Genomic DNA, 17782 nt, shown 5'->3' with positions numbered 1-17782 from the left:
GGGCGTTCCTGACAAATTAAAAAATAAAAAGAACAGATGAAAACAGATATACTCGCTTTTGGAGCACATCCCGACGATGTAGAATTGGGATGCGGAGGAACAGTCGCCAAAATGGTTTCGGAAGGAAAAATATGCGCAATTGTAGATCTTACCAAAGGTGAACTTGGGACCAGAGGGACCGATGAAATAAGAATGGCTGAAGCAATGGAATCTTCAAAGATTTTAGGCGTGGCAGCCAGAGAAAATCTTGGCATGAAAGACGGCTTTCTTGTTAACTCCGAAGAATACCAAATGAAGATCGTAAAAATGATTCGCAAATACCGCCCAGAAATCGTCTTAGCAAATGCAATTGATGATAGACATCCAGACCATGCAAAAGCAGCGAAATTAGTGTCGGATGCGTGCTTTTTAGCTGGGCTGAGAAAAATTGAAACAGTAGACGAAGGAGAAAACCAGGAGGTATGGAGACCGAAGCATATTTTTCATTATATCCAGTGGAAAGATATCAAACCAGAATTCGTTATTGACATTTCAGAGCATCTTGATAAGAAGATCGAAGCATGCATGGCATTCAAAACACAGTTTTATGACCCGACTTCTAAAGAACCGGTAACTCCAATTGCAACGAAAGACTTTTATGAAAGCTTAACCTACCGCGCACAAGATCTTGGACGTTTATCGGGAGTGGCTTATGCTGAGGGATTTACGTCAGAGAAGCTCATTGCGATGAAAAATTTTGAAGGAATTGTTTGGTAATTAAAAAATCTTCCCTATATTTGCAACCACAAAACGGTGATTGTAGCTCAGTTGGTTAGAGCGTCGGATTGTGGTTCCGAAGGTCGGGGGTTCGAGACCCCTCATTCACCCAAGAAAAGTACACTTTTTATAAGTGTACTTTTTTATTTTACCCCATTGTAAGACTATATTTTTCAGCAATATAGAGACAATAATTTAAAAATTACAGTGCAGAATTTCGTTTCCGATGATTTAATTGGGGCTCACAAGATACAATTCAGCTATTTTTATACTCGTTTAAAGCTATTGGATACCTTCACCTTATTTTCTTTTGAAGCTATTTCCCGCTTTCCACTGCAATCTTTTTTTTCAAAAAAGGATTTCCGCTACAATCGGGGCTAGGGTAGTCTCACTTATTAACTTTCCTCTTCCGGCACCAGACTTCCTGGCATTATCAAAAAAAACAAAATATCTTATCCCAAGCTCAGGTTATTTATCCTCAATCCCTGCCAAACGTCATGTACCACAGAAAAAAAAATTACTACATTTATGCTGATTAACTTCAGCTATGGAAATAAAAGTTACCGTAAAGCAGCTGGGAAAGAAGCATCCCATCCTCTCAGAACAAAAAATTGACATTGAATATCAAGGTACCGATATCTCAGTAAAGAACCTGTTACAATTAATTGTTCAGCAGCAGGTAGAAACATTTAATGCAAAATCATTTGAGTTGGAAGAACAGGATTATGCCAAAATTCCTATGGAAAACTATCTGAATATCCTTACCGATACCGGAAAGGCAGATTTTGGAAGCATTTACCATCAAAAGGAAGCTGATCTTCAAAAGGCGCAGGAAAATGCTGTACAAGCTTTTGAAGATGGCATGTTTGCTGTATTTTACAATGACGAGCAAGTCGAAAGTTTAACACAAATCATAGACTTAAGCTTGCAGCATACATTTGTTTTCATCAGGCTTACATTCCTGGCAGGAAGTTATTGGTAAATTAAAGACACTGAATCTCAAAATACATGGAAATCACAGAAAAATTAGAACCGAAAAAAGCGGTCAATCATTACAGGAATTTACGGAAAGAACTCAAAGACCAAATAGAAACCGATCCGGAATTACAAAATTCACAGCTCAAACTTAAAAAAGAAGTTGCAGAATTAGGATTGTTAATTGTTGGAAAAACCAACTATTATCAGGATTTAACTTTAGGCAGCGAGCGGGCAGAAAAAATTAAAGAACTTGTACACCCAGATATTTGGGAAGACGAAGAATATTATAAACTTTTGGTTTATTTTTTTGGAGATAATGCTGATCTGGTGAAGCATGCCTGGAATAAAATGCCTTATAAAATGTACCAGACAGGATACTACCGCCGTTCATTTCGTGCTCCTAATAATAGCAGATTTACACTGCTTAACCAGTTAAATTTAGTGGGAAATCTGTTGCAGCTTCCAAGTGTCTATTCTTATAATAATGGAGAACAGCACTATAAGCTTACTTTAGAAGAGCAGATCATTTATGACACTGCATTATCTAATAATTCACATCAGTTTTATCTTTGGTCGACCGCAATAGATACGGGAAATACAGCCATTTACCAATTAATTGAAGATATTATTTTCAATAAGCATACCGAGGGAAAAGTATCCCGGAACATCATCAAAGCATTACTCAACAGCGAACAGCAGCAATGCTGGGAATTGGTGGAAAAACTTCTGCTTGCAGCACAACGGCAGGAAGGGCTGCGGCAAACAGTGTTGGAAGCTTTGGATGAAACAAGCATAGGTGCTTTACAGTACATGACCAATGTTATTATAGAACATAAACTTACACGCTTCTCATCCATTGTCCGTTCCATAGATACCTGGACTGGTTTAGGCTGGGATACGGAGAAAGAATCGGTGGTGAAAAATATTGTGTCATTGGCTCATACCTATTTCAATAATCCGGAACAGATTCCGAATGCTGTAAAAAGCAAAAATAATAATGAAGTCTATATGGCGCTTTGGGTACAGGCGGTATGGGATGTGGAAAAAACAATTCCTTATTTACATCAGCTGTTTGATACAGGGAGTGTAGAAAAGAAATGTCTGGCCATAAAGTTCGCAGGAGAAACTCAGGATCCTTATATTCAGATGCCATTGTATTATAAAGCCGTATTGGAGGGTGATCTTCAGGTGCTGGCATTTGCGGGAGAGCCTTTATCAGCATTATTAAGTGCCAATGTAAAATCAAAATTCTTTATCAATAATGCGGATTATCCGGATTTCTTTGAAAAGCTGCATGCGCTGACTCAAAAGATTGAAATAAAGGAAAAGAAGTTTGAAGGAAAGATATTCTCATGGCTGAATGCGACTTTCAATAAAAGCAATTTATATGCTTCCATGTTCTATCTGGTAGGCGAAGATCGCAATAAACTGGATGCCGTACTTTCTTATTTCGATCAGTTTGAGCTTTCCCTGCGTGAACTGTTGACACGGAATATTTTAGAAGATTTCTATTGCTATTCTTATTCCTATAATTTTGAAAAGAAGAAAAAAGCGGTTACTCCATTCCAGAAAGAATTTGCCTTTACCATTATAAAAGACCGCGGGGAATCTCTGGTAGCCTCAGGAATCAATGTATTGCAGCAAAATCCTTTACATAAAGAGGAGGTAATGACCTTCTTTGATTTATTTAAAAGAAAAAGCGGAACCCTTCGAAAGAAACTGATAGAACTTGTGATGCAGCAGGAAGATGGGGTTGTTACGCCATTGGTTGATCAGTTAATGACCCACGGAGACATCGAACAACGAACGGCCTCGCTGGATATTATGCTTCAGCTTCAAAAAAACAAAAGAGTATCTGCCCAAATTGGAAACTGGACTCAGCAATATGCTGAAAAGCTGAAGGTAACGGAAAGAGAGCAGAGCCTTCTTGATCAGCTTGCTCCTTCCGATGATAAAAAAATCCTTTCAGCAGAGAATGGATTCGGGTTCTATGATCCTACTGCAGTCTCAACGTTTGAATTGCCGGTAGTAAAGAATGATTCAGTGTATCTGCAGGCTGTCAAAAAAGATAAATATGGCTTTACGCAATCTCTGGACCAGATTAAAGCAGAATTAAAAAAGTTGAACGATCTTTTCCTGAGCCATAAAGACCATGAATATGAAGCAGAGGAATGGAGTGGTGCTAAAGAAAGAGTCCTGATGGGAAATTCCTTTCGTCAGATCGTTAATAAAACAGAAGGCTTTACCCCTGAACAAATGGCTGAAAATTATCCGCTGCATGAAGTATGGGAACAGTGGTATAAAGATTCAGGATTGCAGCCACGGGATTTGTTTTTATTGACATTCATTGATAATTGTGACAGAAAGGTGTTCAGAGATTTTCTGGATGGCTATGTGTTTTATCATAAGGAGATCATTCCTAACCCAATGAAAGGAAACTATTATTGGGATAATCCGATCAGCAGAATTCTGTCATCACTAGAATATAAATTTGTATTTGCAGAAAAAACAGACTTTTTAATGGATGCATGCAGTACCCTGTTTGCCCATCTTCCTGAGAATATTATCAACTATAAAGGGAAAGATGATAAAGACTATTATTATACCTACAGAGGAAATGGATGGCAGCAATTAGGCTTTTTTGATGTCTTTTTAAGAGCGATCCCTTTAAAGAACCTTACCGATGAGCAGCATATCAAACAGTGGAATTTATACCGATGGATGCAGTATAATGGATTACCTGAAAATATTAAAATCAGTGTGGCTCCTTTCTATTTGTTTTGCAAGGCCTATGAATTGAATATCATTACCAAAGGTGAACTGTACGAAGGAATTCTCACGGCGGAATCTGCTATCCGCGATCTTACCAGAGCCGAATCATATCATCATTATGAAAAATACCTGGAAACATTTCCGTTCCTGAAACCGATCATTGAGGAGATCCAAAATAATTTCCTGGATGTTGAGCTGATTCGTGGGGATGCCAATACTGCCGTTTCCCATTTTGTACAGGAATTTCAAACCATATACGGAATGAATCGCCTGGTACAGCTTCTGAAAGGATTGGGCAAATCCGGATTATATGCCAATTATATCTACAGCTATGGGAATGAGAGCATGACCAAACAAAAGCTGTTTTCCTATCTTTTATCCAACTGTCATCCTTTAGAAAGCGATACACAGGAATCATTCAATGAAATGATGAAAAAGGAGAAAATTGCAGAATTACGTTTGATACAGGCAGCTGTCTATGCCCCGCAATGGCAGAAGCTGATCAGCAGTTATTTAGGTTGGAAAGGCCTGGATTCAGCGATCTGGTGGATGCATGCGCATACGAAAACTACTTCTTATCAGGCACAGAATTCAGGCCTGGAAAGTGAAGTCGCAAAATATTCATCAGTAGATGTTCAGGAATTTCAGGATGGGGCAGTCGATAAAGAATGGTTCACAAAAGCTTATAAAGAATTAGGGAAAGCCCGTTGGGAAATGCTGTATGAATCTGCAAAATACATCTCCGACGGAAACGGACACAGAAGAGCAAGACTCTATTCGGATACGCTTACAGGTGATTTAAAAATTAAAGAAGTTACCGCGAAAGTAAAAGACAAGCGGGACCAGGATTATCTGCGGGTATATGGACTCGTTCCACTCAGTAAAACCAATCCTCAGAAAGATGTATTGAGCCGTTATGAATACATCCAGCAATTTAAAAAAGAAAGCAGGGAGTTCGGTTCCATGAAGCAGTCGAGTGAAGCGCTGGCGATCCGGGTGGCTTTAGAAAACTTAGCACGAAATGCAGGATATCCGGATCCGATCCGATTGACCTGGGCTATGGAAACCCGCCAAATTCAGGGATTATTATCAAAAGATACGCAGGTAACAATTGACGGCGTTACAGTAGGATTAATCATAGAGACTGATGGTAAAGCAGAAATCGTTGTGTTCAGAGACGATAAGCAACTGAAATCCATACCGCCAAAGATTAAGAAAGACAAGGCAGTGGTAGAATTAGGAAATAACCGGAAGATCATGCGTGAACAGTGGACCCGCTCCCGAAAAGGACTGGAAGAAGCGATGATCAGAGGGGATGAATTTCTTCTTGCAGAGATCAAAAATTTATTTGAGCATCCTGTTATCGTAAGGCATTTGGAGAAACTGATATTTATTTCCAGTGATCACAAAATAGGATTCTTTAAAGATGGAAATCTGATAACAGCTAAGGGTGAAATTCAACAGCTAGGAGAGGATACGACCTTGCGTATTGCCCATTGTGTAGACCTACACAAGCATGCGGTCTGGAGTGAATATCAGCATTTTTGTTTTACAGAAAAATTGATACAGCCATTCAAACAGGTATTCAGGGAGTTATATGTACCTACTCCTGATGAATTGCAGGAAAAATCAATATCCCGACGATATGCAGGACATCAGATTCAGCCGAAACAGGCACTCGCATTGCTGAAAACAAGAGGCTGGAAAGTAGATTATGAAGAAGGTTTGCAAAAAGTATATCATAAAGAAGGCTTCCAGGTAAAGCTGTATGCTGCGGCTAACTGGTTTTCACCGGCAGAGGTAGAAAGCCCAACGTTGGAAACGATAGAATTCCATTCATTGAAAGATCATAAAAATATTCCTTTTGAAGATATTAATCCAAGGCTGTTTTCAGAAGTGATGCGGGATATAGATCTGGTAGTATCAGTAGCTCACGTAGGAGATGTAGACCCTGAAGCCAGTCATTCTTCCATCGAAATGAGAGCCGTATTAATGAAAGAAACCGCCAGATTGTTCAAATTGGATAATGTAAGTATTGAAGGCACACATGTATTGGTAAAAGGTAAAATGGCAGAATACAGCGTACACCTGGGAAGTGCTGTTGTTCATCAGGTTCCGGGTAAATATCTGTCGATACTGGCTGTTCAGTCTCAGCATAGAGGCAGACTGTTTTTACCCTTTGCAGATGACGATCCGAAGTCTGCTGAAGTGATGTCTAAAGTTCTATTATTGGCCAAAGATGATGAAATACAGGATCCAACCATTCTTTCACAGATCAAAAGGGAGTATGTGTAAAATAGAATAATGTATCATATAGAGAGAGTATACTTTTAGGAGTGTACTCTTTTTTATACCTATGTAAAAAGTATACGACCACAAATGATCATACTTTTTATACATTTTGCCATGTACATTGCATAAGAATAAAGCATAAAAAAAGCATCTTTTTTCAGATGCTTGTGTTTTTAGATATTCTTTTTTTATTAAACTTCGTCGTCAGAATCTATTGTGTAAGATTTGCTTTTGAAGTCTTTATCATGTTTCTCTGATATAACATCCTCACCCTTTTCGTTAATGATGAAATCTGTGGATTCATTAAACATCTCCTGAAAACTTTTAAAATCTTCCTTGTAAAGGTAAATTTTATGTTTCTCGAATGTAGCTTCTCCATTATCTCCGAAATTCTTTTTGCTTTCGGTAATCGTAAGATAATAATCTCCTGCTTTCGTCTCACGCACATCAAAGAAATAAGTTCTTCTTCCTGCTTTTAACACCTTCGTGAAAATTTCATTTTCATGGCGTTCCTTGTATTCACTCATTGTTAGATATTTTTTAATCTTGTTAAGAACAAATATAAAAGTTTTCTTTTAATCACAAAATTTTTTTTATGATTTATTTAACAATTCAGAATGAAACGGCTAAGCGGTTACAGAATTGGCAATTTCAGTAAGGTTAATGATTTTATCTGCTTTTTGAGCGCTAGACTCTCTGTGTGTGATGATTATGGATGTTGCGTTATGGATTTTTGCATCGATATTTTCCAGGATATTCTGTTCCGTTTCCGTGTCTAACGCCGAAAGGGAATCATCAAAAATGATAATATTTGGGTCTTTAATTAAAGCTCTTGCAATACAGATTCTCTGTTTCTGTCCACCGGAAAGCATAACGCCACGTTCACCGACCAGTGTTTTATACTCGTCTTTAAACTCTATAATGTTTTTATGAACGTCTGCAATCTTAGAATATTCTACCACTTTTTCATGAGAAGGGTGGTCGATCGCGAAACCAATATTGTTTTCAATAGAATCAGAAAACAAATAACTTTCCTGGGGAATATATCCGATAAAGTTTCTATAATTATTTAGATTATGATCCTTCAGGTTTTTACCGTCGATTAAAATTTCACCTTCTGTAGGATCAATTAGACGGCAGAGTAACAAGGCAATGGTTGATTTTCCACTTCCTGTTTTACCCATAATCGCGAGAGACTGTCCTGCATCAATCTTAAAGCTTAGATTTTCCAGTGCTTTGATTCCTGTATTAGGATACGTATAAGAAACATTTCTAAACTCAATGCTCCCTTTGATAGGAGAATTGTCTGAACTTGTATTGACGATGGCAGACTTTTTATCCATGAATTCATTGATCCTCTGCATGGAAGCCTCTGCTCTCTGGTTCACCGAAGTAACCCAGCCTACCATAGAAAATGGCCAGATCAGGATGTTGATGTACATAAAGAAATCGGCAATTTTACCTACGCTTAACTGTCCGGCAATATATTTTTGTCCGCCAATTAAAATAACGGCAACATTTAATAATCCGATAACGAATAAAATAATCGTAAAGAAATAGGCTTCGGTTTTAGCCAGATCCAACGCTTTATTTTGATAATCAGTAACTTTTATCCCGTAATTTTTTTGAATATATTTTTCTTTGGCGAAAAATTTCACCACCCGGATTCCCGAAAAACTATCCTGAACGAAAGTCGAAATAGCAGACTGGCTTTTCTGCATGATCTTAGACTTTTTGTTGATGATCGAACTTACTTTGAAAATAATATAGGATAAAATAGGCAGGGGAAGCAACGTCCATAACGTCATGGAGGCATCCGTCTTCACCATATAGATACTGGTAATGACTAATAATATGACCAGGTTGACCACATACATAACTCCGGGCCCCAAATACATTCTTACCGCCACCACATCTTCACTTAACCTGTTCATTAAGTCTCCAATAGTCGTTTGCTTATAATCGGTAAGAGATAAATCCTGATAATGTCTGTAGATTTTATTTTTCAGTTCATATTCAATTCTTCGTGAGGCAACAATAATGGTCTGTCTCATCATGAACGTGAAAAATCCGGTTAAAAGCGAACAGCCGACAATAATAGCAACATAAATTAATACCTGTTTGTTAAAGCCCAAATTCCCGCTTTTAGTAAGCTCATCTACGGACTTTCCTACAAACTGAACTTTATATATATTGAAGAAATTACTGGCAATAATAAATAACAATCCCCAAAACAATAATAGTTTATGTTTCCAGAAATAGGGGTTTAGAGTTTTTAGCGCTTTCATAAAGTTTTGCAAAATTACAAAAATAGAAGCAGACTACGAATTTCATAAATTTTAAATTTCGTATCTTTGCCCCCATAAAAAAGCTCTTTGAATGTTAGGAAGAAGACAAATCCGTGAAAAAGTGGTAGAAAGCGTGTATTCATACTACCAAAATCCTATAAAGTTTGATGTTTTAGAGAAAAATATGTTCTCTGGAATAGAAAAAATCTATTATCTGTATATCTATCAGCTCAACTTTTTGGTTGCTCTTAAAGATCTTGCAGAACATCAGATCGAAATTGGTAAAAACAAATACATCAAAACTGATGCGAATGTAAATCCTAATCAAAAGTTCATCAACAATCAGGTACTGATCAAGATAGAAGAAAATCCCGAGAGATTGTACTTTACAGGTCAGCACAAACAGTTGAAATGGGATCTTCATGATGATTTATTGGTAAAAACATTCCAAAGAATCACTGCAGGAAAACGTTATCAGGACTTTATGAAAGAAGATGGGTATTCTTTTGAAGAAGACCAGAAATTCATTGGAAAGTTGTTCTTAAGATACATTGCTGAAAATGAGGATTTTCATGATTATCTGGGAGATAAAGAGCTTACCTGGTATGATGATATTCACATTTCAAATTCAATGGTTCAGAAGACAATAGGCTTCCTGAGAGAAGATGAGGAGAGCAGAACTCTGATCAAGATGATTAAAGATGAAGATGATAATGACTTTGCCGGAAAACTTTTAAGGACTACCTTAAATAACTGGGAAAGCAATGAAAAGAAATTATCTGAAAGATTGGAAAACTGGGATCTGGAAAGAGTTGCTTTAATGGATAAGGTGATTTTAACCACTGCCATTACGGAACTTGATCATTTTGCTTTGACTCCTTCAAGAGTAATTATTAATGAATATATAGAAATTGCTAAAGTATTTGCAACAGACCGTTCAAATATTTTCATCAATGGAATTTTAGATAAATATTGTAAAGATCAAAATAGAATTTAACATGAAAAAGACGTTATCAATTATCGCTTTGTCTATTATAGGCTTTGGTTTAGTTTCTTGCAAAAAAGAAAATAAAGAAGTTCAGGGTGCTGATGCTGTACCTACAGATTCTACTGCTGCAGCTGCAATGCCTGCAACCACTGATTCTACAGCTGTTCCGGGAACCACTGCTGTTGCAGCTCCGGTGAAGTCTGACCAACCTTCTACATCGATTGCTTTATCAGAAAGCAACTTCGATTTTGGAAAAGTAAAAAAAGGAGATAAAGTACAACACATATATGAAATTACCAATACAGGAACTAATCCTTTGGTGATTTCTGAAGTGAAGCCAGGATGTGGATGTACCGTTCCTGATTTTACAAAAGAACCTATCTTACCAGGTAAAAAAGGAAAAATTACCCTTCATTTTGATTCTTCAAACTTTGACGGAAACGTTCAGAAATATGCAGATGTATTTGCAAATGTTGACAAGTCTCCGATCAAATTAACGTTCTCAGCGAACATCCAACCTTAATTCAACCAATATGTTAACAATATTTTTACAGGCAGCGCCAGGAGGATCATCCTCTCCAATGATGCTTATTATGATGGGTGTGATGTTTGTGGGATTTTATTTCCTAATGATAAGACCACAGATGAAAAAGCAGAAGCAGGAGAAAACTTTTCAGGAAACCCTGAAAGTAGGAAGCAGAGTAGTGCTTACTTCTGGTCTTCACGGAAGAATTGCTCAAATCCAGGATGACGGTTTCGTTATTGAAACATTATCCGGAAAGCTGAAATTCGAAAAAGCAGCGGTTTCAAGAGAATTTACTGATGCCCGTTTTGGAGAAAAAGCAGCTAAAGCAGCTGAAAAAACGGCAGACAAAAAAGAAATCGAAACTGAAAAGAAATAATTTTTAGTTTGAAAATATTTAATTCGGCGCGGTGAACTTTGTTCACCGCGCCGAATTTTTTTAGGATAGATTCAATTTCATGATATTCTAGTTTAAAAAAATCCCAGCTCTTAAAATTCATTTTTCATACTCTTCTCAAAATAAAATATCTTTGCGCTATGAATCAAAACAGAAACAAAACCGTTCTCATTCTAGGTGCCAATTCGGATGTGGCTAAACAATGTATTATTCAATATCTGGCAAAAGGTTTTTCTGTGATCGCTGCTTCACGCGATATTGCTTCACTTGAAAAGTTGGTCAGAGATCATTCATTGGATGCTTCAAAAATTAACATTCGGTATTTTGATGCTGTGGATTTTGATTCCCATCAGAAATTTTATGATGAACTTCCTCTCCAACCTCATATTGCAGTATATGCGGCTGGTTTTCTTGTGGATAATGAAAAGGCATTGAGAAATTTCAAAGGTACGCAGCAGATGATGCAGGTCAATTATATGGGAGCTGTTTCCATTCTGAATATCATCGCAATGGATGAGAGCAATACCAACCTGGAAAGAATTATCGGGCTGTCTTCGCTTTCCGGAGTGAGAGGAAGAAAAAGTAATTTTGTGTATGGAAGTACCAAAGCAGCATTTACCCAATATCTGGTAGGATTGAGACAGGAATTGGCTTCAAGAAATATCACCGTCAATGCTTTGGTGATTGGTTACATCCGAACCAAAATTAATGAAGGTTTAGAGTTGAATGAATCTTTAATCATGGAGCCGGATTATGTAGCAAAACATATCGTCAATGCAGGAAATTCGTTTACTATTGTCCCGAATTTTAAATGGAAGATTATTTATACGATTTTGAAAGTATTGCCGGAAAGCTTGGTGGCGAAATTGCCTTAAACTTAACATTATGAAAATATTATTTTTAATTTTTATTTCTTTCTCATCTTTAGCTTTTTCACAGCAATACATTGAATGGAATGAACAGCAGAAATTATCATTAGATGATTTTAAAGGTGAAATTGGAATTAGTACAGCTGCTGCAGTTTCAGCTGTAATCATTAATTATAAAATTATATCACAATCAATTTGGACAGGAAAAATTAAAATTAAAATATTTGCAAATTTTGATAAATCATCATCTTGGGTTAAGCCTGAGTTTAAGTCTCTGCAACTTTTAGCTCATGAGCAAGGCCATTTTAATATCACTGAAATCTTTTCGAGAAAATTGCAAAAAAAAGTGGATAAAGAGATAAAAGGTTCAAAAGATTTTTCACAAAAGTTCCAAAAAATGTATGACGACCTGTATGACGAACATTTTCTTTTTCAGACTAAATATGAAGTTGATACTGATAATGGCCGAGATGTTGAAAATCAAGAAAAATATAATAAATTAATTGAAGAAATGCTTAGTTAGTTTTTTGTTGCAATAGCTCCAATGCTTTTATCATATCAATTCCCTTACCCAGAACAGGTTTAAACAAATCTCCTTTTTCTTTAATTCTTTCAAGTGCATTATGAATCGTAAAATCTGTTGGCAGCAAACCTGGTTTTAGCTCCTCCCATTCCAACGGCATTGAGACAGAAGCTCCTTCTTTAGGTCTTATGCTGTATACACTTGCTAATGTTTGTCCCGATCTGTTTTGAAGATAATCGAGATAGATTTTCTTGTCATCTCTTTTCTGCAGGCTTCGTTCGAGTGTAGTGGTTTTCGGGAGTCTTTCATTCACCTGTTTCATCAGAATATGAGCAAAATCTTTTACCTGGTCAAAATCGTATGTTCCACCCATCGGAATATAAATATGGATTCCTGTACTTCCTGAAGTTTTGCAGTAACCTTTCACTTTAACAGACTGTAGAACTTCATTCACCTGAAGAGCTGTTTCTATCACCTCATCAAACGTATTTTTTTTGGATGGATCGAGGTCCAGTACCAGATAATCCGGATGTTCCAAATCCGGAAGCGAACTGTTCCACGGATTCAGGTCAATACAGCCCAGATTGTTGAGGTAAGCTAATGTTGCCTTATCATTACAAATAATATAATCAATGTACTTATCAGTAGATTCAGAAAATACTTTTGTGGTTTTTATCCAGTCAGGAGTATTTTCGCCTGCATCTTTCTGATAAAAACCGGATTCTTCAATACCATTGGGAAATCGGTTTAAAGATAAAGGCCTGTTTTTCAGATAAGGCAGAATGTATTCCGCTACAGATTGATAATATTCTATAACATCTCCTTTTGTGATTCCGTCTTTAGGAAAATAAATCTTATCCTGATGTGTCAGCTTTACTGCATGCTTATTCAATGTAATTTCCTTTTCTTTTTCAGCGTTTTTGGTTGATATTTTAGCTTTCATGTCTTTAGGTTTTTCATTACTATCTTCAGGGTTTTTATCTTCACGGATCGCGACAAAAACAGGATGTCGGAAAATGCCGTCTTTCGTAATCTCAGAATATTTAATCTCACATACCAGATCCGGTTGTACCCAGGTTACCGGCATATTGGTTTTTGGAATCGTTTCAAACGGAGCATTTTTTATCACTATTTTTTTCAGCCTCTCATGAAGCAAATTCAGTAATTCTTTATTAAATCCTGTTCCTGTGTGTCCGGCATAAATTAATTTTCCGTCAATATACTTTCCTAAGATTAATGCTCCAAAACCTTCTCTTGAACCTCTTGGTTCTGTAAAACCACAAATAATGGCTTCTTCCATATTCGTGAATTTTATTTTAAGCCAGTCAGTGCTTCTGTGATTTTCCAGATAGAGACTATCTGCTTTTTTAGCAATCATTCCTTCCAGCTCCATTTTTTTCATTTGATTAAAAAAATCGATGCCTTTTTCCGGGATATGATCGCAGTATTTAATAGAATCTGTTTCTACCAATGCTTCTTTTAACAGTTCCTTTCGTTGTAAAAGTGGGATTTCCTCTGTGGAATGTCCATTCAGCCAAAGCAGATCAAAAACCTGATATACTAAGGCTAAATTAGGATTATCCCCAATTTGCTGTAACAGCTGGAAATTCGGTTTTCCATTTTCGTCGTAGGCAACAATTTCACCATCCAGAATCATTTTGTGTTTCTGTAAGCTGAAATCCTGAGAAACTTTTTCAAATTTCGACAGAAAGGAAATTCCGTTTCGGGAATAGAAGAGCGGAACTTTGTGGCTGAGGTCGGCTACCGCTCTGTAACCATCCCACTTTATTTCAAAAATCCAGTCTTCATCATCAAATGCTTTTTCAGAAAGTTTTGCGAGCATGGGCTTGATAAAATTCTTTAATTTTTTTTCGTCAACTAAAGAATTAAATCTTTGAAAGGCAGGTTTTGTTTCTGATGTTATGACTTCTTTTTGCTGCTTTTTAGGCTTTTTTTTTCCTCTAAAAATTTCGTCACCAATGATTTTGGAGAGATATTCTCTTCTGCGTCGTATTTTTCTTCCGCAAAATCATCTTTATGCTTGATTAAAAGCCAGGCATTATTTTCAGCATTTTTCATTTTAACCAATGCAAATTCACCTTTCAGTTTTTTGCCATGTAAAATGAATTTCAGGGAACCGGCTTTTAATTCTTTCAGCAATTCTTTTTCATCCGAAAGCTGAGAGCTTTCATCTAAAGGCTCATAAGTGCCACTGTCCCAGACTTCCACTTGACCGGCTCCATAATTACCCTCAGGAATATTACCCTCAAAATCTTTATAATCATACGGATGATCTTCCACCATCATGGCAAGGCGTTTATCTTTGGGATCCAGTGACGGACCTTTGGGAACTGCCCAGCTTTTCAGAACTCCTTCCATTTCCAGTCGGAAATCATAATGAAGCCGGCTCGCCGCATGCCTCTGAATGACAAAAACAAGCTTGTCTTTACTCTTTTTTGTTTTTCCTTTGGGTTCACTGGTTTCGTCGAACTTCCGTTTTTCGTTATAATCTTTGAGTGCCATTATGATGCATTTTTAGATTTGGGATTTTGTAAACTGGCTTTTAATTGGGCCATCAGATCAATCACTTTGCCTTCTTTTACAGGCTCAGCCTTTTTCGTTTTCACATTTTTGCCTTTGGCTTTCTGTTTGATGATCTTTAACAGGGCTTCGGAATAGGTATCTTTATATACGGACGGATCGAATGTTTCCGACAGCTGGCTGATAAGGCTTTTAGCCATTTTGAGCTCGGCTGGTTTTGGAGCCTTTTTGGCGGGGATTTTAAGTTCTTTGTAATCTCTGATCTCCTGATTGAATCTTAAGCGATTTAAGACTAGTATTTCATCGTTATAGGGGCGGATCATGCCTATAGCCTCACTCTCCCGGAGTACAAAAGTTCCTATTCCAGCCATTTTTGTCTCCTGAAGGGCTTTTATCAAAAGTCTGTATGCATTTTCACCGTTTTTCTGAGGTTCAAGAAAGTAGGGCATTTCAAAATAAACGCTATCTACTTCTGATTCTTTTACAAAATGCTCAATAGAAAGGATTTTAGTTTTTTCAGGAAGTGCTTTGTCGTAATCTTCATCCTCCAGGACGACATATTTATCCTCCATAAGATAAGCTTTGACAATGTTTTTCCATTGTACTTCTTTCCCTGTTTTTTCGTTGACTCTTTTGAATTTAATATTAGAAAAATCGGATTTATCCAGCATGTCCAGATCCAGTTTGCTGGTTTCTGTGGCAGAATAAATTTTAACAGGAATATTCACTAAACCAAACCCAATGGCACCGTTCCAAATTGCTTTCATAGTCTTACGTTTGTAAGAATCAAGCAATTAATGTACCATTAGACGGGCTTTTTATCCGGGTTTTAAAGATTTGTTGTCAATTGACAATTGCTTTTAAAGACTATTTCAATACCTTTAAAATTCCAATAAACAGCAATATGGAAGAACTGTTCTCATACATTAAAAAGTTTGGAATCCTGAATGAAAAAGAGGAATTACTGATTGCAAAAGGCATTCAGGAAATGAGTATCCAGAAAGGAGAAATCTTTGTGGAAGCCGGGAAGATCAGTCAAACCATAGCTTTTGTAAAAGAAGGGGTATTCCGGTCACTGTATTACAACAAACAAGGCGATGATTTTACCCGGTATTTTATTTACGAAGGCCGGTTCATCGGAGATTTTCATGGTTTTGCAGATCAAATTCCTTCCAACGAATATATTGAAGCGATAACAGACGCTACTGTACTGACTCTTGATTTTGATTATTTTAAAATACTAGAAAAAGAGATTGCGGTCTGGCCGGTTTTAATTGCGAGGCTGCATGCTTTTGTTGCTGAAAACAAGCTGAAAGTCGTAAGCACGATGCTCAACCTTGATGCAAAATCCAGATACCTTCATTTTTTGAGCCACTATCCCGGACTGGCTAACCGTGTTCCTCAGGCGATGCTGGCTTCTTACCTGGGAATTACGCCTTCCTCATTCAGCCGGATCAGGAAAAATGTACTGTAAACTCCTTTCTTGTCAAATGACAATTGCCGCGTAAGGTACTTGCAATAGCTTTGTCCCATAAAAAGTAACATATGGATATTGTATTAGGATTGCAGTGGGGAGATGAAGGTAAAGGAAAATTTATCGATCTTATCAGTGAAGGGTATGACATTACAGCCCGTTTTAACGGTGGGGCCAATGCCGGACACAGTATAGAGCGTAACGGAAAAAGAATCACGTTGAAATCGCTTCCTTCAGGGATTTTTATGAAGGGAGAACAAAATGTCATCGGAACAGGGACGGTACTGGATCCGGTAAGCTTCAGAAAGGAAATTATAAACTTACAGGAATTTGATGCCACTGTACAGCCGGAAAAAAATCTGATTATTTCAAGGAAAGTACATCTGGTCCTTCCTACTTATAAGCTTTTGGATATCTTCATGGAAGACAATCCGGAGTATACGACGATCGGAACTACACGAAACGGGATTGCACAGGCATATTCTAATAAGATCTTAAGACAAAATCTAAGGGTAGGCGATATAGAGTCTGCGGATTTTAAAAGCAGGGTAGAGCATATTTTGAAAAGAGATTACCGATTGCTTGCCGGCGGGGATATGATTCTTCCTTCTCTAGAAGAAATCAGCAGTGAGTTTTTTGAAGCAGTAGATTTTTTAAAGAAATTCATCCGTACGGAAACAGAACTGTTTTTGAATACCGCTTTGTCTGAAGGGAAAAAAGTTCTGGCAGAAGGTTCTCAAGCGGCGATGCTGGATATAGACCATGGGACTTATCCATATGTAACTTCTTCTTCCACCATAGCTGCAGGAGCTTGCGGCGGGCTGGGTATTTCACCTAAAAAGATAGGTGAAATATTTGGCATTGCCAAAGCTTATTGTACAAGAGTAGGGAACGGAATATTTCCGACAGAGATTTTTGATGAACTGGGAGAAGAAATCAGAACGAAAGGCAATGAATTTGGTTCTAATACCGGACGCCCGAGAAGAATAGGCTGGCTGGATCTTCCGGCTTTACGATATGCAATTATGATCAACGGGGTTACGCAGGTAATTCTGACCAAAGCGGATATTTTAAGTGGAATGAAATCCATAGCAGTCTGCACTCATTACGAACTGGAGGATGGAAAAGTTGAAACCATTTCCGGATCACTTCCTGAAAATGCCCGTCCTGTATTGAAATGGATGGAAAGCTGGAATGCGGATATTTCGAATCTTAAAGAAGCATCTTTGTTGCCTGAAGAACTAAAGAATTTTCTTGCATTTTTGGAAGATGAGCTGGGAATTCCTGTAGGATATCTTTCAACAGGACCAGGAAGGGAGCAAATGATAAAAATGAAAGAACTTGAACTGGTTGAATAAAAAAGCGGAGAAATTTTTCTCTG

The 17782-nt window shown here is 37.4% G+C and carries 15 protein-coding genes and 1 tRNA gene; 11 read left to right on the top strand and 5 right to left on the bottom strand.

Translation table 11 applies throughout. The features are described from left to right. Window positions 1–36: 36 nt before the first annotated feature. The 4 genes from bshB1 to SB679_RS19845 all read left to right on the top strand — a co-directional run bounded on the left by bshB1 (window position 37) and on the right by SB679_RS19845 (window position 6801). On the top strand, window positions 37–756 hold the full coding sequence (gene bshB1, locus SB679_RS19860) for a bacillithiol biosynthesis deacetylase BshB1 (RefSeq protein WP_410704061.1): 720 nt from the start codon (window positions 37–39) through the stop codon (window positions 754–756). Window positions 757–791: 35 nt separating this feature from the next. Continuing rightward, window positions 792–867, top strand: a tRNA-His gene (locus tag SB679_RS19855). 436 nt (window positions 868–1303) lie between these two features. Next, entirely contained in the window at window positions 1304–1738 is a 435-nt protein-coding gene (locus tag SB679_RS19850) for a hypothetical protein (protein ID WP_410704060.1), read from the top strand. A gap of 26 nt (window positions 1739–1764) precedes the next feature. Beyond that, a complete protein-coding gene (locus tag SB679_RS19845) occupies window positions 1765–6801 on the top strand; it encodes a DUF4132 domain-containing protein (protein WP_410704059.1) in 5037 nt (1678 codons plus the stop codon). Window positions 6802–6989: 188 nt separating this feature from the next. On the opposite strand, the gene SB679_RS19840 is transcribed toward SB679_RS19845, so the two are convergent. Together SB679_RS19840 and SB679_RS19835 are read right to left on the bottom strand one after the other, a co-directional pair. Continuing rightward, window positions 6990–7325 carry a DUF3276 family protein gene (locus SB679_RS19840; RefSeq protein ID WP_034714292.1) on the bottom strand — a complete coding sequence of 112 codons (336 nt, stop codon included), beginning with the start codon at window positions 7323–7325 and terminating at the stop codon, window positions 6990–6992. 99 nt (window positions 7326–7424) lie between these two features. Next, a complete protein-coding gene (locus SB679_RS19835; RefSeq protein WP_410704058.1) occupies window positions 7425–9086 on the bottom strand; it encodes an ABC transporter ATP-binding protein in 1662 nt (553 codons plus the stop codon). A 91-nt stretch (window positions 9087–9177) separates the two neighbouring features. Between SB679_RS19835 and SB679_RS19830 the strand changes: the two genes are divergently transcribed. The 5 genes from SB679_RS19830 (at window position 9178) to SB679_RS19810 (ending at window position 12386) form a co-directional block, all read left to right on the top strand. Continuing rightward, a complete protein-coding gene (locus tag SB679_RS19830) occupies window positions 9178–10083 on the top strand; it encodes a transcription antitermination protein NusB (RefSeq protein ID WP_034714297.1) in 906 nt (301 codons plus the stop codon). 1 nt (window position 10084) lies between these two features. Further along, window positions 10085–10597, top strand: a complete 513-nt coding sequence (locus SB679_RS19825) for a DUF1573 domain-containing protein (RefSeq protein ID WP_034714299.1) — start codon at window positions 10085–10087, stop codon at window positions 10595–10597. Between the two features lie 10 nt (window positions 10598–10607). Next, window positions 10608–10976, top strand: coding sequence for a preprotein translocase subunit YajC (yajC, locus tag SB679_RS19820; protein ID WP_034714300.1), 369 nt, complete (start codon window positions 10608–10610; stop codon window positions 10974–10976). Between the two features lie 158 nt (window positions 10977–11134). Continuing rightward, window positions 11135–11869 (top strand): SDR family NAD(P)-dependent oxidoreductase, encoded by a 735-nt coding sequence (locus tag SB679_RS19815; protein WP_410704057.1) that lies wholly within the window; start codon window positions 11135–11137, stop codon window positions 11867–11869. Window positions 11870–11879: 10 nt separating this feature from the next. Continuing rightward, window positions 11880–12386: a hypothetical protein gene (locus tag SB679_RS19810; protein ID WP_410704056.1), complete on the top strand. Its 507-nt coding sequence runs from the start codon at window positions 11880–11882 to the stop codon at window positions 12384–12386. On the opposite strand, the gene ligD is transcribed toward SB679_RS19810, so the two are convergent. From ligD to SB679_RS19795, 3 genes are all read right to left on the bottom strand, one after another. Then, on the bottom strand, window positions 12379–14229 hold the full coding sequence (gene ligD / locus SB679_RS19805; RefSeq protein ID WP_410704055.1) for a DNA ligase D: 1851 nt from the start codon (window positions 14227–14229) through the stop codon (window positions 12379–12381). The genes SB679_RS19810 and ligD overlap by 8 nt on opposite strands. 77 nt (window positions 14230–14306) lie before the next feature. Beyond that, a complete protein-coding gene (locus SB679_RS19800; protein WP_410704054.1) occupies window positions 14307–14909 on the bottom strand; it encodes a DNA polymerase ligase N-terminal domain-containing protein in 603 nt (200 codons plus the stop codon). Further along, window positions 14909–15694 carry a Ku protein gene (locus SB679_RS19795; RefSeq protein WP_410704053.1) on the bottom strand — a complete coding sequence of 262 codons (786 nt, stop codon included), beginning with the start codon at window positions 15692–15694 and terminating at the stop codon, window positions 14909–14911. Before SB679_RS19795 ends, SB679_RS19800 begins: the two co-directional genes overlap by 1 nt. Window positions 15695–15831: 137 nt before the next feature. Between SB679_RS19795 and SB679_RS19790 the strand changes: the two genes are divergently transcribed. Together SB679_RS19790 and SB679_RS19785 are read left to right on the top strand one after the other, a co-directional pair. Continuing rightward, window positions 15832–16401 (top strand): Crp/Fnr family transcriptional regulator, encoded by a 570-nt coding sequence (locus tag SB679_RS19790; RefSeq protein ID WP_410704052.1) that lies wholly within the window; start codon window positions 15832–15834, stop codon window positions 16399–16401. A 71-nt stretch (window positions 16402–16472) separates the two neighbouring features. Continuing rightward, on the top strand, window positions 16473–17759 hold the full coding sequence (locus SB679_RS19785; RefSeq protein WP_410704051.1) for an adenylosuccinate synthase: 1287 nt from the start codon (window positions 16473–16475) through the stop codon (window positions 17757–17759). Window positions 17760–17782: the final 23 nt, after the last annotated feature.

The sequence above is a fragment of the Chryseobacterium sp. SIMBA_029 genome (assembly GCF_046535275.1).
Taxonomy (GTDB): Bacteria; Bacteroidota; Bacteroidia; order Flavobacteriales; family Weeksellaceae; genus Chryseobacterium.
The sequence above is the reverse complement of the archived record's forward strand: the minus strand, read 5'-3'. Positions and strand labels throughout refer to the sequence as shown.

Bases quoted from the DNA above. Each gene is read 5' to 3' on its own strand.
- SB679_RS19830 (WP_034714297.1), top strand. From the start codon at position 9,178: ATGTTAGGAAGAAGACAAATCCGTGAAAAAGTGGTAGAAAGCGTGTAT.
- bshB1 (WP_410704061.1), top strand. From the start codon at position 37: ATGAAAACAGATATACTCGCTTTTGGAGCACATCCCGACGATGTAGAA.
- SB679_RS19785 (WP_410704051.1), top strand. From the start codon at position 16,473: ATGGATATTGTATTAGGATTGCAGTGGGGAGATGAAGGTAAAGGAAAA.
- SB679_RS19795 (WP_410704053.1), bottom strand. From the start codon at position 15,694: ATGAAAGCAATTTGGAACGGTGCCATTGGGTTTGGTTTAGTGAATATT.
- SB679_RS19810 (WP_410704056.1), top strand. From the start codon at position 11,880: ATGAAAATATTATTTTTAATTTTTATTTCTTTCTCATCTTTAGCTTTT.
- ligD (WP_410704055.1), bottom strand. From the start codon at position 14,229: ATGCTCGCAAAACTTTCTGAAAAAGCATTTGATGATGAAGACTGGATT.
- SB679_RS19840 (WP_034714292.1), bottom strand. From the start codon at position 7,325: ATGAGTGAATACAAGGAACGCCATGAAAATGAAATTTTCACGAAGGTG.
- yajC (WP_034714300.1), top strand. From the start codon at position 10,608: ATGTTAACAATATTTTTACAGGCAGCGCCAGGAGGATCATCCTCTCCA.
- SB679_RS19800 (WP_410704054.1), bottom strand. From the start codon at position 14,909: ATGGCACTCAAAGATTATAACGAAAAACGGAAGTTCGACGAAACCAGT.
- SB679_RS19845 (WP_410704059.1), top strand. From the start codon at position 1,765: ATGGAAATCACAGAAAAATTAGAACCGAAAAAAGCGGTCAATCATTAC.
- SB679_RS19835 (WP_410704058.1), bottom strand. From the start codon at position 9,086: ATGAAAGCGCTAAAAACTCTAAACCCCTATTTCTGGAAACATAAACTA.
- SB679_RS19815 (WP_410704057.1), top strand. From the start codon at position 11,135: ATGAATCAAAACAGAAACAAAACCGTTCTCATTCTAGGTGCCAATTCG.
- SB679_RS19790 (WP_410704052.1), top strand. From the start codon at position 15,832: ATGGAAGAACTGTTCTCATACATTAAAAAGTTTGGAATCCTGAATGAA.
- SB679_RS19850 (WP_410704060.1), top strand. From the start codon at position 1,304: ATGGAAATAAAAGTTACCGTAAAGCAGCTGGGAAAGAAGCATCCCATC.
- SB679_RS19825 (WP_034714299.1), top strand. From the start codon at position 10,085: ATGAAAAAGACGTTATCAATTATCGCTTTGTCTATTATAGGCTTTGGT.